Source organism: Candidatus Liberimonas magnetica (assembly GCA_020523885.1).
Taxonomy (GTDB): domain Bacteria; phylum Elusimicrobiota; class Endomicrobiia; order Endomicrobiales; family JAFGIL01; genus Liberimonas; species Liberimonas magnetica.
The window spans coordinates 1-14735 of record JAJAPY010000014.1 but is presented as its reverse complement, the minus strand read 5'-3'; the positions used below and the strand labels follow the sequence as shown (position 1 = coordinate 14735).

11 protein-coding genes are annotated in these 14735 nt (G+C 41.3%); 8 read left to right on the top strand and 3 right to left on the bottom strand.

Going from position 1 to position 14735, the window contains the following annotated elements:
- Nucleotides 1-57: 57 nt before the first annotated feature.
- From dnaN to LHV68_10135, 7 genes are all read left to right on the top strand, one after another.
- Nucleotides 58-1164, top strand: a complete 1107-nt coding sequence (dnaN, locus tag LHV68_10165) for a DNA polymerase III subunit beta (protein MCB4792234.1) — start codon at nucleotides 58-60, stop codon at nucleotides 1162-1164.
- Nucleotides 1165-1318: 154 nt separating this feature from the next.
- The gene (locus tag LHV68_10160) at nucleotides 1319-1603 is read left to right on the top strand and encodes a DUF721 domain-containing protein (GenBank protein ID MCB4792233.1); all 285 of its coding nucleotides are present in this window, start codon (nucleotides 1319-1321) and stop codon (nucleotides 1601-1603) included.
- A 121-nt stretch (nucleotides 1604-1724) separates the two neighbouring features.
- Nucleotides 1725-4181, top strand: coding sequence for a DNA topoisomerase (ATP-hydrolyzing) subunit B (gene gyrB / locus LHV68_10155; GenBank protein MCB4792232.1), 2457 nt, complete (start codon nucleotides 1725-1727; stop codon nucleotides 4179-4181).
- Nucleotides 4182-4245: 64 nt separating this feature from the next.
- On the top strand, nucleotides 4246-6813 hold the full coding sequence (gyrA, locus tag LHV68_10150; GenBank protein ID MCB4792231.1) for a DNA gyrase subunit A: 2568 nt from the start codon (nucleotides 4246-4248) through the stop codon (nucleotides 6811-6813).
- Nucleotides 6773-7219, top strand: coding sequence for an archease (locus LHV68_10145; protein ID MCB4792230.1), 447 nt, complete (start codon nucleotides 6773-6775; stop codon nucleotides 7217-7219). Before gyrA ends, LHV68_10145 begins: the two co-directional genes overlap by 41 nt.
- A complete protein-coding gene (locus LHV68_10140) occupies nucleotides 7216-8283 on the top strand; it encodes a CehA/McbA family metallohydrolase (protein ID MCB4792229.1) in 1068 nt (355 codons plus the stop codon). The genes LHV68_10145 and LHV68_10140 overlap by 4 nt, the downstream gene beginning before the upstream one ends.
- Nucleotides 8284-8378: 95 nt before the next feature.
- On the top strand, nucleotides 8379-9242 hold the full coding sequence (locus LHV68_10135; GenBank protein ID MCB4792228.1) for a bifunctional methylenetetrahydrofolate dehydrogenase/methenyltetrahydrofolate cyclohydrolase: 864 nt from the start codon (nucleotides 8379-8381) through the stop codon (nucleotides 9240-9242).
- 98 nt (nucleotides 9243-9340) lie between these two features.
- Here LHV68_10135 and LHV68_10130 read toward each other — a convergent pair whose 3' ends face one another.
- A complete protein-coding gene (locus LHV68_10130) occupies nucleotides 9341-11743 on the bottom strand; it encodes a homocysteine S-methyltransferase family protein (GenBank protein MCB4792227.1) in 2403 nt (800 codons plus the stop codon).
- 207 nt (nucleotides 11744-11950) lie between these two features.
- On the opposite strand from LHV68_10130, the gene LHV68_10125 reads away from it, so the two are divergent.
- On the top strand, nucleotides 11951-13372 hold the full coding sequence (locus LHV68_10125; GenBank protein MCB4792226.1) for a transglycosylase SLT domain-containing protein: 1422 nt from the start codon (nucleotides 11951-11953) through the stop codon (nucleotides 13370-13372).
- Between the two features lie 32 nt (nucleotides 13373-13404).
- Here the strand turns inward: LHV68_10125 and LHV68_10120 are convergent, their stop codons facing one another.
- Complete coding sequence (locus tag LHV68_10120; protein MCB4792225.1) at nucleotides 13405-14097, bottom strand: hypothetical protein; 693 nt, start codon at nucleotides 14095-14097, stop codon at nucleotides 13405-13407.
- A complete protein-coding gene (locus LHV68_10115; protein ID MCB4792224.1) occupies nucleotides 14094-14630 on the bottom strand; it encodes a MarR family transcriptional regulator in 537 nt (178 codons plus the stop codon). The genes LHV68_10120 and LHV68_10115 overlap by 4 nt, the downstream gene beginning before the upstream one ends.
- Nucleotides 14631-14735: the final 105 nt, after the last annotated feature.

Here is a 14735-nt window from a genome sequence, read left to right as displayed (position 1 = left end):
CAGTATACAATTGCTATTACGACTACGACTTTTCTATTCTATAAACAGGAGGATATAATGAAAATAATATGTTCAAAGGGGGAACTGGTAAAAGGGACTCAAATAGTTCAAACCATAGTCTCTCCAAGAAGTACTCTTCCTATATTGTCTAATTTTTTAATGGAAGCGGAAGGGCAGACTATAAAACTATCATCAACCGACCTGGAGGTAGGGGTATCCTGCTTCATAAAAGGCGAAATAGTGAAAGAAGGAAGCATTACCATACCTGCAAAAAGGTTCAGTGATATAGTGAGGGAATTGAACGATGATAAAAATATAGAAATAAAAACCGATGAATCGAACGAAATAAACATAAAATGCGAAAAATCACATTTTGTCCTTATGGGCCTTCCTAAAGCGGATTACCCGGTTCTACCTTCTTTCCCTAAAGAAGGGGCCTTTACGGTATCACAACCGGTGCTTAAGAAAATGTTGAGAAGGACTGTATTCTCAGCTTCAATGGACGAAACAAGGTATGTCTTAAACGGAGTTTACCTCATTTTAGAGGAAGAGAATCTTAAAATGGTCGCAACTGACGGCAGGCGACTTTCTTATATATATAAAAGCGGGATGGACAAAAAAATCGAAAGGAGAGCTATTATTCCATCAAAAGCCGTGAACGAGTTACAGAGAGTACTGGCCAGTGATGATGAAAAAGAAGAAGTAAAAATAGGTTTAACTGAAAATCAGATAGCCTTTCAATTCAGCCTTATAACAATAATATCAAGGCTGATCGAAGGAACATTCCCTAATTATGAGCAAGTTATCCCAAAAAAATTTGAATCGCAGATAAAAGTTAATACAAAAAACATACTTTCGGCTGTTAGGCAGATGGCTTTGCTTGTGTCGGACAAAACCTCTATAGTAAAGTTCTTTTTTGCCAACAATGTTTTAAGGATATCGGCCTCTGCAGCGGGTTTAGGCTCAGGTGAAGTAGAGCTGGATATAGATTATAAAGGGCAAAAACTTGAGATAGCTTTTAACCCGTCCTTTTTAATAGACATATTTAAAAATATAGATGAAGATGAATTGTATTTTGAGCTTACCAGCTCGCTTAATCCCGCGGTCGTAAGGCCGGTAAACGATAAAAATTATATCTGTGTCGTGATGCCGATGCGGCTGTAACTCTTAAGTTAGCCTGATCTATGGTGGCTAACTTCAATGCAAAATTAAAATTGCAAAATGCAAAATTGTTGTATTCGCCTTTGGCGAATAATTTAATAGTCCCGCAAAGCGGGACACATTAATTTTTCATTTTAAATTTATATCAAAGATAAATATGGCTTTTACCCAGGCAAATGCAATAGTCAACATCATAAAAAACCAGTTAGGGCTTAATGAAAAAACATATACGGTAATCAGGGTCTGGGATAAAGAAATCGGGCCCATGTCGAAATATGCGAGCCTTGCAGCTGTAAAAAAAGGAAAATTGATAGTAGAAGTTTCGTCAAGTTCGGTATTCCAGGAAATGACTTTGCGTAAAACTGATATAATAAAAAAAATAAATCAGTATTTCGGAAAAGAAAAAGTAGTAAAAGATATAAAATTCGAATTAAAAAAATAAATACTTAGCGTTTAGCGGATAGCGTAGAGCGGATAGTAGAAAGAAAAGACATTGTGCTTTAGTTTTTTCTATACGCTAAACTCTATGCGCTCTACGCTAAAAAATTGAGGGAGTTAATTAGATGGAAAAATCTACAGAAGAAAATATCAGTGACAGCAAAAAATACGACGCTTCAAAAATACAAGTATTAGAAGGGCTTGAAGCTGTCAGGAAACGGCCTGCCATGTACATCGGCTCTACGGGCTCTGCAGGCTTGCATCATTTGGTCTATGAAGTAGTGGACAATTCGATAGATGAAGTCCTGGGCGGTTATTGCAAGACCATAGATGTAATAATACATCCTGATAATTCCTGCACCGTAATAGATGACGGCCGCGGCATACCTGTTGAGCCGCATCCTAAGTATAAAAATGTATCAGCGCTTGAAATAGTGATGACAAAACTGCATGCAGGTGGCAAATTCGACCATAACGCGTACAAGGTCTCGGGCGGCCTTCACGGAGTGGGCGTGTCCTGCGTGAACGCTTTATCCGAGATAATGACAGTGGAAGTTTACCGAGACGGCAAGATATACACTCAAACCTATAAGCGCGGCGTGCCCCAGGAACCGGTAAAGGTCGCAGGCAAGTCTGACGACCGCGGCACAAAGATAACTTTTAAGCCTGACCCGCAGATCATGACGGCTACAACATTCTCTTTTGACATACTTTCAAACCGCTTGCGGGAACTAGCTTTCTTAAATGCCGATACGCGTATTACGATAATAGACGAGAGGGAAGACAAAGAACACACTTTTAATTACGAAGGAGGGCTAGTAACCTTCGTTAAGTTTTTAAATGCGAACAAGAACCCGCTTCACCCTACACCCATATACTTCTCGAAAGAAAAAGACGATGTAATAGTGGAAGTTGCCATACAATACAACGATGCTTATAACGAACAGATATTCACTTTTGTGAACAATATAAACACCATAGAAGGTGGAACGCACCTTTCGGGTTTTCGCTCTGCTCTGACCAGGGTCATAAATGATTATATAAGTAAAAACGAGGTTACCAAAGGAAAAGGCATATCTCTTTCGGGAGATGACGTAAGAGAAGGGCTGACCGCCGTAATATCGGTCAAGGTGCCAAACCCGCAGTTTGAAGGCCAGACAAAGACAAAGCTTGGAAACTCTGAAGTGGAAGGTACCGTAAAATCCATAGTAGACAGCGCCCTTTCTTCCTTCCTTGAAGAAAACCCCTCAGTATCGAACAAGATAATAGAAAAAGCCATAATAGCAGCAGAAGCTCGCGAAGCCGCCCGCAAAGCAAGGGAGCTGACCCGCAGAAAAGGTGCGCTTGATTCAGCATCGTTACCTGGCAAGCTTGCAGACTGTTCGGAACGCGACCCGGAAAAGTGCGAGATCTATATAGTCGAAGGAGAGTCAGCGGGCGGTTCGGCAAAACAGGGAAGGGACCGGTCTTTTCAGGCGATACTTCCATTGAAAGGAAAGATCCTGAACGTTGAAAAGTCAAGGCTCATAAAAATGCTGGGCAATGATGAGATAAGGACTTTGATTACAGCCATAGGCACAGGCATAGGACAGGAAGAATTTGATATTTTAAAAACAAGATACCATAAAATAATAATAATGACAGACGCCGATGTTGACGGAGCCCACATAAGGACGCTTCTTCTGACATTCTTTTACAGGCAAATGTCCGAGCTTCTTTCCAAAGGATATATATACATAGCTCAGCCGCCGCTTTTTAAAGTAAAAAAGAACAAAAAAGAAATGTATCTGCACACGGAAGAGCATATGGAAGAGTTCCTTCTTAAAGAGGGCTCTGAAGGCGTAGAGCTTTCTATCTCAAAGCAGGGCAAGAAAGTCGCTTCTTTTGACGACAAAAAACTTGAAAATGTCTTTCGTTATATAAACGAGCTGGACGGGCTTGTAAAGAAACTGCGCAGGAAAAAAGTAGGGTGGAAGGATTATATGAAATTCAAAGAAAACGGCAAACTACCCCTTTACAGGATAGATAATTATGAGGACAGCAAACCCTTGTACATATTCTCGGATAAGGAATGGAAAAATTTTAAACTCGAATACTTGAAACGGAAAGAGCAGGCTATTAAGGCCGAAGGAGAACTGCCGCTTGAAGTAACGGAAGACCTGGGAGATAAAGTTAAAGAAGACCTCTGGGAACTGCCCAGGATAGACGTGCTGGCAAAAAAGCTGGAAGATTCAGGTCTGGATATGACGAATTACGGAGAAAGCACGGAAAAACCCACCTATCATCTCAAGGCCGCCAACGAAACTTATGACCTTTTCAGCATGAACGAGATAGTCGAAAAGATAAAAGACCTTGGCAGGCAGGGCGCGAGCATACAAAGGTATAAAGGCCTGGGAGAAATGAACCCGGAGCAATTGTGGGAAACTACGATGAACCCAAAAAACAGGAAACTCCTACAGGTTACGCTTGAAGATACCATAGAAGCTGATAGAATTTTTACAACGCTCATGGGAGATAAAGTAGAGCCGAGAAGGCTTTTCATAGAAACTCACGCCCTTGATGTAAGAAATTTAGATGTATAAATTATAGCGTAGAGCGAATAGCGTTTAGCGTATAGAACTACTAATTATAAAAAGGAAGAAAAAAATGGCAAAGAAAAACGATGACAAACCGGAAATACCGGAAACTCCCGGAGATAGGAACGAAACGCCGGCAGGTAAAGAAGCCAAAGAAATTCCTGAAACTCCTTTAGACCCCAATATAGCGCCGCGCAACATAGAAGACGAGATGAGGTCTTCATACATTGATTATGCTATGAGCGTGATCGTAGGCAGAGCTCTGCCTGATATCAGGGACGGGCTTAAACCTGTCCATAGAAGAATACTCTTTGCCATGAAGGAAATGGGTTTAAGGCATAACACGGCATACAAAAAAAGCGCAAGGGTCGTAGGCGATGTCCTTGGCAAATACCACCCTCACGGCGATTCATCTGTTTATGAGGCTATGGTAAGAATGGTTCAGGATTTTTCACTTAGGTATCCCTTGGTTCAGGGTCAGGGAAACTTCGGAAGTGTTGACGGCGACCCGGCTGCTGCAATGAGGTACACGGAAGTCAGGCAGCAGTTGATAACCGAAGAAGTCCTGGCCGATATCGACAAAGAGACAGTTAACTTCACTCCGAACTACGACGGTTCCCTAACCGAGCCTACCGTGCTTCCTTCAAAATTACCAAATCTCCTTGTAAACGGTTCATCTGGCATAGCCGTAGGCATGGCAACAAATATGCCGCCCCACAACCTTACCGAAGTCGTTGACGGGACTATAGCTTATATTAATAACCCGGAAATAGAAATAAATGAACTTATTAAAATAATGAAAGGCCCGGATTTTCCCACAGCCGGGATAATTTATGGCAGAGAAGGAATAAAAGATTATTTTGAGACCGGCAGAGGCTCGATAAGAATAAGGGCAAAAGCCGATATAGAAGAAATAAGAAGCGGGAAATCAGCTATAATCGTAAGAGAAATTCCCTATCAGGTGAATAAAGCCCAGCTTTTAATGACTATAGCCGATCTTGTCAGGGATAAAAAGATAACCGATATATCGGACTTAAGGGACGAATCCGACAGAGACGGCATACGCATGGTAATAGAGCTTAAAAGGGAAGGAAACCCACAGATAGTCTTAAACCAGCTTTATAACCATACCCAGATGGCCGTTTCATTCGGTGTTATCATGCTTGCCCTTGTAAACAATAACCCGAAAGTCCTTAACATGAAAGAGATGATCCACTATTTTGTGGAACACAGAAAAGACGTAATAATAAAAAGGACTAAATATGAGCTTAACAAAGCCGAAGCAAGGGCGCATATCTTAGAAGGGTTAAAGATAGCCCTTGACCATCTTGACGCCGTAATAAAAACCATCAAGGAATCCAAGGACGTAGAGACAGCGCGCACAAAATTGATGGATAAATTTAAATTGAGCAAAATACAGGCTCAGGCTATCCTTGACATGAAACTGCAGCAGCTTACCGGCCTTGAGATAAGAAAGATAGAAAATGAGTATTTAGAGATAATTCAACTGATCGAAAAATTAAAGTCTATACTCGCGGATGCAAAAAAGATTTTAAAAATAGTGCAGGAAGAGCTTCTTGCGATAAAAGAAAAATATGGAGATGAAAGAAAGACAAGGATAGTAAGCAAAACAGTTGAACTCGGCATCGAAGACCTAATCCAGGAAGAAGATGTTGTAGTCACCCTTTCTCATGCTGGGTATATGAAAAGGCTTCCTGTAACTACTTACAAGGCCCAGAGGCGCGGAGGAAAAGGCATTACAGGTATGACAACAAGGGAAGAAGATTTTGTGGAGAACTTCTTTACTACGAACACGCATGCATTCATGCTTTTATTTACCAATAAAGGCAGGGTCTACTGGATAAAGGTCTATGAAATACCGGAAGGCGGACGAACCGCAAAAGGCAAAGCCGCTGCTAACCTGGTACAGCTTTCCAGCCCGGACGAAAAAGTAACCGCCGCTATTCCCATAAAATCGTTCGAAGAAGAAAAAGAAAACTATCTTTTGATGTGCACTGTGCAGGGTACCATAAAAAAAACCCCGTTATCGGAGTTTGCTAATCCGAGGCGCGGCGGGATCATAGCCATAGGGCTTGATGAAGGCGACCTTTTAATAGAAGTAAAACATACAGACGGGAATTCCGAAGTTGTCGTTGCCACGCAATTCGGTATGGCGATAAGGTTCAAAGAAAAAGAGGTGCGGGCTATAGGCCGTGGAGGCAGGGGTGTAAGAGGCATAAGGCTTGCAAAAGGCGATAAAGTAATAGGAATGGAAGCTGTAACGCAGAAAGATGTGTTTTTAACGGCTACGGTAAACGGTTTTGGCAAAAGAACAGAGATATCCAAGTACAGGCTTCAGTCCCGGGGCGGCAAAGGCGTAAGGAATATGAAAACAACCGAACGGAACGGCAACGTAATAGGCATAAAAAAGGCAACTGATGGAGACGAGGTGATGCTTATGACAGAAAAAGGCATTACTATCAGGCTTGCTTGCAAAGCTGTTTCCATAATCGGAAGGAACGTCCAGGGCGTGCGGCTTGTAAGGCTTGATGAAGGCGATAAACTGGCCGCCATTACTACAGTCATAGCAGAAGAAAATGAAAACGGCAATGGTAACGGAAACAGCAAGGAAAAATAAAAAGTTCTCTTTTTTTTCGCATACGGCAGACGCAGGTATGCGGGTTTGTGGAAAAAATATACGGCAGGTCTTTGAAAATGCGGCAAAAGGGCTCAACGATTATCTGAAAATACGGATTAATAAGAGAAAGCTAAAGGTTAAGATTAAGCTAAAGGGAAATTCTTATGAAGGCCTAATTGTACAATGGCTTAACGAACTTCTTTATATTATATATTCAAAAAGAGTGATTTTTACAAGTTACAGGTTAATAGAGCTGACAGAAAGGTCATTAAAGGCAGAGGCCACAGCAAGAAAGCTGTTAGAAGGATCACATTTCAGCCGGGAGATAAAAGCCGTTACTTATCATAATATAAAAATAGTGAAAACGAAAAATGGATACAGCACAAAATTGATATTTGATATATGATCTTTGAAAAAAACAGGTTTGATTACCCGGGCGCCATTCATATACACACTCAATATTCTTTTGACGGGAATACCGGCGTTAAAGATATAGTGTCAAGCGCAAAGAAAAACGGCTTGAAGTTTATTATCATAACAGACCATTTCAGCCTGGAGGCGTTGAAAGAAGGCTGGGAAGGCTGGCATGACGGCGTGCTTGTTCTAGTCGGAGAAGAGATATCCCCGAGGTATAACCATTACCTTGCTTTTAACATAAAAGAACCGGTATTAGCGCAAAAAGATTGCAATGAACCTCAAAGTTACATAGATAAGGTACAAATGCAGGGTGGTTTCGGGTTTATAGCCCATCCTGACCACACAGGCGCTAAAAAGTTCAGGATAAAAGATTATCCGTGGATAGACTGGTCGGTTGAAGGCTATACTGCGATGAGCATATGGGACCTGATGACCGACTGGCAGGAAAATCTGACGTCGGTTTTAAAAGCCTTATTTTCATATATATTCCCGGCTTGGGTACTAAAAGGCGCTAAGAATGAAACTCTTTTCAGGTGGGACGAGCTTAATAAAACCCGGAAAATCTCAGGTTATGGCGAAATAGACAACCATAACTCAAAAAAACAATATTTCGGATTATTTTTTAAGATATTCCCGTTTGATTTTGCGTTCTCTACCATAAGGACCCATTTAGTCTTAAACGAAGCTTTAAATAATGATTATGAAAGAGCAAAAGAACAAATTTATGGTGCCATAAAGTCTTTTAGCTTATATGTATGCCAGGAAAGATGGAATAAAACAGGCGGTTTTGTGTTTTCCATAAAAAATTCAAAGAACAGCGCATATTATGGCGGAGAAATAAATATTTTAAATGAAGACACTAAATTAGAAGTTCTCCTTCCTTCTAAAGGAAAAATAAGGGTAATTTGTAACGGCGGCATCATAAAAGAAGAAGTTTCAAAGAGAATTGAAATAAAAATTGAAAACGCCGGCATATACAGAGTTGAAATTTATCAAAAGAAACTGGGATTTTATAAGCCGTGGATATATTCGAACCCGATATGGGTAAAATAAATAATTGCAAAATGAAAAATTAGCAATGAAAAATAAAATGTATTTTGCAATGCTAATTGATAATTATGCAATTTGCATTGAGTTGAGTAATTAAAATGAATCTGATAGACGGCAAAAAAATATCTCAGGAAATAAAGGATAAATTACCCATCCGGGTAAAGGCGCTTAAGGAAAAAGGAATAATCCCCGGCCTTGCTACTATACTTGTGGGAGAAGATCCGGCAAGCCAGGTGTACGTTGCAAGCAAGATAAAATCCTGCGAAGAACTCGGGATAAAGTCGTTTAACTATAATTTAAAAAATACGTCAACCGAAAACGATATAATAAAACTGATTAAGGAGCTGAACAACAAAAAAGAAGTAAACGCCATACTTTTGCAGCTTCCTCTTCCAAATGGCCTTTCAAGCGATGTGTGCATAGAAAGCATAAGCCCAGAAAAGGACGTTGACGGGCTTCACCCTCACAGCCTGGGCCAGCTTGTTTCCGCAAAATCGTGGGAAGAAATAGAAAAGAAAAAACTGTTTATCCCCTGCACTCCTTTAGGAATAGTTTATTTGTTGAAAGGCTATAATATAGGAGTAAGCGGCAAAAAAGCCGTTGTAATAGGACGTTCGAACCTTGTTGGAAAACCGATTGCGATGCTCCTTCTTTCACTGAATGCAACGGTAACTATGGCTCATTCAAAGACTAAGGCTATAGAAAAATTATCTAAAAATGCAGACATATTGGTAGCAGCGATAGGAAAAGAACGGTATGTCAACGAAAAGTTCGTAAAACCCGGAGCCGTCATAATTGACGTAGGTATAAACAGGACACAAAACGGCATTTGCGGCGATGTGGACTTTGATAAGGTAAAAGACATTGCAAGTTATATTACCCCTGTACCTGGCGGGGTAGGAAAGATGACTATAGCGATGCTGATGCACAACACGATACTTGCAGCGGAAAAATCACTTTAAATATTCCGATACTTCCATGTTCTTATGGAAAAAAGGAGGTGAAGATAAATGGCTGCTAAGAAAAAAGCAAAAAAGAAAAAGAAAAAATAAGTAAATCTTTATAACAAGTTTTTAGCTACCTCAACGGCTTCGACAGCATCTTTGGCATAAGCGTCAGCGCCGATATCTTGGGCGAATTTCTTGGTCACGGGCGCGCCGCCGATTATTACTTTAGAATTAAGTTGTAACGTATTTTTAAGTTTTATAACATTTTCCATTTCAAGCATAGTCGTAGTCATTAACGCTGAGAGGCCAATGAGGTGGCTATTTAACTTTTTTGCCGTTTCAACTATAGCCTTTGCCTCGACGTTTTTCCCCAGGTCTACGACCTCCCAGCCATGGCTTTCAAATACAACCGAAACTATATTCTTGCCTATATCGTGAACATCGCCTTTAACCGTTGCTAAAACTATTTTGTTTGTTACGAAAGAAGTGTCTTTTATCAGCATAGGTTTTACCTTGCTAAAAGCAAGCTGGGCTGCTTCCGCGCAGCGGATAACTTGCGGAAGAAAGTATTCCTTGTTGTTGAATTTTTCCCCCACGTCGTTCAAGGCTTTAAGGATTATCAAGTTTGCTATATGAAGAGGAGAAAAACCTTTATCAATGACCTCTTGAAGTATACCGGTTATCTCTTCCCTGTTGCCTTCCAGTATAGCTGTGTAGAGTTTCTTGTCGCTTGGCATGTCTAGGGTTTGAACGGCTTCGATTGCTTTCTTAAAAGAGCCGTGTTTTTTAATGTAACGTTCAGTGCCGGAATCTTTGGCTAATAGAAGGTTTTTAGCGGAACTATCATTTATTCTCCAGTTTTCATTCGGGTTTAATATCCCCATGTTAAGACCAGAAGCCTTTGCAAGCTTTAAGAACGTAGAATTGATAACCTGGCGGTTAGGCATACCGAAGGAAATGTTTGAAACGCCGAGCACGGTTTTATTTTTTGGCCAAAGTTTATTTGCTTTTTTAATAGCATTAAGGGTCTCGAGGCTTTGTTTGGTAGTTGCGCTGACAGACAAAGTTAAAAAATCAAATATAATTTCATTTTGAGAAAACCCATATTTTTTTGCATAAGCCCGTATTTTATTTGCGATAGAGAGCCTTTGTTTTGCCGTTTCAGGTATCCCCCTTTTGTCAGTACAAAGGCCGACAAGGGCTGCTCCGTATCTTTTTGCTAAAGGTAAGATTCGTTTAAGGTTTTCATCGTCCCCGTTTATGGAATTTATTATTGGTTTTCCCGCACACTCTTTAAGCCCTGCTTCAAGCGCACTGATGTTGCTTGAATCAAGGCACAAGGGGACGCTTACCACTTCCTGTATCTCGCTTACGGCTTTTTTCATAAGGTTTACTTCGTCAAGGCCAGGTACGCCCATATTAATATCTAAAATGTCAGCTCCAGACTTTACCTGCTCCTGTGCTTCTTTGCGGATAGTCGTGAAGTTGTCGTTTGAAAGCTCTTCCTGAAACTTTTTTCTGTTTGTCGGGTTTATCCGCTCTCCGATAATAAAAAGCGAGGGTTTTTTATAAAGGTCGAGTGCTTTTACCCGGGACGAGACAAGGAAACTATCCTTAGGATTTCTTTTCTTAGGTTCTTTCCCTTTAAGTTTTGATGCAAGCGCTTTGATGAACTCCGGAGTTGTCCCGCAGCATCCGCCGAACAGGTTCACTCCCAGTTTGTATGCTTCTAAAGAAGCTTTTAAAAAATCATTGCAGGTGCCAGGGAAAACCGTCTGCCTATTGATTAGTTTCGGCATACCGGCATTTGGTTTAAATGAAATGGGAAGCTTAGAATACTTTGTAAGGGTATGAGCTAATTTTAAAAGGTCTTTGGGCCCCACTGAGCAGTTCAGCCCGACGGCATCAGCGCCCATTGCTTCTGCAACGGACAAGAACGACAGGATATCCGTTCCGGTAACCGTAGAACCGTCAGTGTTAAATGTCATCTGCACAACAACCGGCCCGTTAAAGTTATCTTTTACAGCCAGAAGCGCAGCTTTAACTTCGCGTATCTCTGCCATGGTTTCAATGAACATAAGATCAGGCCCGGCAGTGTTGATAGCCTTGACCTGTTCAGCGAATATTTCATAGGCAGAATCAAACGTAGTCGCTCCCAATGGTTCTAGGTAAGAGCCTATGGGCCCGATATCTCCTGCGACAAACGCATTGTATTTTTTAGCAAGTTTCTTTGAATTGTTTATACCTGCCTGGTTAATCTCAAAAAGTTTATCAGTTAAGTTATAGTCCGCCAGTTTATGCCTGTTTGCGCCGAAAGTGTTCGCAAAGATAATGTCCGAGCCTGCTTCAAGATAGTCTTTTTGTATTTCGGCTATCCGTTCCGGATACTTTAAATTAAGCTCTTCCGGAGCACCTACTCCGTCAAGAGACCCCCTCTTTTGAAGCTCCGTACCCATAGCGCCGTCAAGGATAAGGCACCGTTCTTTGACTAGTTCTTTAAAATCATTTTTATTCATTAAAACCTCTATATTTTTTACTGTACGTTCCCGTAGTTTTGCCGCAGGAACATTAATTGTTTATATATCGGTAAAAAAAGATTATATAAGATTGAACGATATTATTCAAGTGTAGAGTTTATTGTTTTATGTGTTGACAAAAAATTCGGAATCATCCATAATATTGAAGCAGTAAAAAATCAAATATAAAAAAGCTCTTAAAACCATATGAAAAAAAACATTCTTTTAAAGGTTTTATTCTCTGTTTTACTGATAATCTTATCGTACGTATCTGCCTTTAGCCAGGCCTTGCAGGAAAGCTGTACCATTGAGCCTGCCGCCCAAGCGCAGGCCGGTGCTGTGTCGGACGAAACCGCTGTGGAAAATTCGCTTGAAGACAATGTAATAGTTTCAACGCCGGCCGCGGCCGTGCCGGTATATCCTGACAGCGTCCGCTCAGCTATAAAACGCTCCGAAGCGCAGTTTAGAAAAGCGATCATATATTATGAGCAAGGCAACAAACAAAAAGCGCGCGAGTTTTTCTCCGGCTCCCTTAAAGAGCTCTCATCCTGTGGTCTTGATGAATACGCCTTCTACCAGTCACGCGACGGCCTGGACAAAATCTTTACGGAATTTTCCTCTCTTTTTACCCATTCAACAGCCACAGCCCGGCAGGCGGCACAATACGAAATCTTTATGGACACTGCTAATCCGCAGGTCCAGAAATACCTGGAGCTTTACTCCAAAGGCGAGTGCAAAGAAAGGATAAAAAAAGCGCTTGAGCGTTCCGGCCGTTACCGGCCCATGATTGAAAAGATCTTAAATGAGTACGGCCTTCCACGCGAGCTTATTTACCTGCCGGTTGTTGAGAGCTTATATAATGTAAACGACCGTTCCCGGGCCGGCGCAGTTGGTTTGTGGCAGTTTATGGTGTCAAGGTCACGGGAGTTTGACATGCGGGTAAACTACTGGATAGACGAACGTAAAGACCCTGTAAAATCTACCCGTGCTGCTGCCAGGTACTTAAGGAACCTCTACTACATGTTTGACAACTGGCACCTGGCGCTTTCAGCATACAACCGCGGAGAGTACGGGCTTGCCCGAGACCTTAAATTCTCAAAGGCTACAAATATTGAACAAATAAGCGAAAGAAGGGCCGTGCCCAAAGAAACTGAGCTCTACGTTCCCCAATTTATTGCCTGCACGCTTATAGGCGATAACCCGAAAAAATACGGTTTTGACCTGCATTACGACAAACCGCTGAAATATGACGAGGTAAGCCTTGAAAACATAGTGGACCTGGAAGTCGCTGCAAAGTGTGCAGATATTAGCGCCGCAGAGCTGAAAGAACTTAACCCTGCGCTAAAAGCGTGGTGTACGCCGCACGGCTACCCGGGCTTCATTTTAAAAATACCGGCCGGGACAAAAGATTCCTTCCTTCTAAACCTCTCACAGGTAAAGGAGCTTAACCCTTCAAGGGGTTTTGTTAAGTACCGCGTGGAAAAAGGCGATTATCTGGGCAGGATAGCAAAGAAGTTTTCAACAAGCGTTACCGCGATAAAAGAGGACAACCACATCAAAAACGCCCGGGCACTGCAAATCGGACAGGTGCTTGTAGTGCGCCCCGGCAGGAAATTCTCGGCTAAGTGACGCTCCCTCCGGCTCCCGAGGATGGGCTGCACTTAACTTGTTCCAACAACAATCATTTTATTAATAAAATCCATTACATTTTTAACCCGAGGCCTTTGTTCTTTATGAAAATATCCGCTGAGAACTTCGACAAAATCAAGGTTTTTTATGTGCCTTTTGAATTCAGATGCAATATATTCCCGTACATCTTTATCTGCGTTAAATAATTCTTTAATGTCTGAATATGAAATAAGGAATATTATATCTTCCATATCCTTGCTAAACCTATAATCCCCCTTGGCTCTATTATTAAACGCTTCTAATTTTGAAGAAATCAAATAAGGAAGAGCGAACATATTAATATAGTGTTTTGAAGGCAAAACGTATTTAACGGACCTCTCCATGCCCTGTTCATACCAGATGTTTGTAAAACCCAATATCTTTTCATCAGTAGGCATTACGTCTATAACAACATCATTATACGACCACCTGCAAATAACTTTTGAGAACCTATCATTCTTGAGGCCAAGTTTCCTCAATTTACTTTCAAGCCTGCTGTATGCTATTCTTCCCGTGACCTCTATGACAACATCCACGTCTTCAGTAAGCCGTATTTCTTCTTTGTATTGCGGAGCATATAAAGGAACAATAACCCCTCCGGTAAAAACAACTTTATTTATAAGCGGGCGCAATGCTTCTTCCGCTGTTTCCAGCATGCTGATAACATGGTCAAAATCTGAGTTCATTTTAAACCCGACAATCTATTATGGATTTCCTTCTTCGCGATCTCAATATCTCTTGCCCTGCCTATACGCAATGCGTCAATAAGGACGAACATCTCATACAGCCTTGAATCTTTGAGCGAGGCGCCGGGAACAGATATATGCAGCGGCTTTACCGCTTTACCTTTTGAAAAACCGTCTTCGGAAGGCCACACAACGATATCCTGGCTTGAGGAGATGAGATTTCCTTTTAAAGGCGGCGCGGAATACGCAGTTGGGATCCCCTTTGCAATTTCTCCCGGTTCGGCAGGATATACATAGGGTAAACCATAAATAATAAATTCCTCAAGGTTCCTTAGTTTTACTTTATTAGTAACCGGATCAAGTAATTTTGATTTTATCATCCGGTTAACAGCATAACTAACATCAGATTTGCTGATGAAAATAGAATCTGCTATCTCACGGACAGTCCATCTGCCGTAAGCCCATAAATGAATTTTTAGCAGTACTAATATATCTTGAGGTTTCATGGCTGATATAATTATAGCATAGAACATTAAAAATGTCCACAATAATTGGACAGATGTCCAGCATATCAGGACGAGAGATATCAGATACCGTAGGGGCGGGCCTTGCGTCCGCCCGTAACAATACAGAATTGT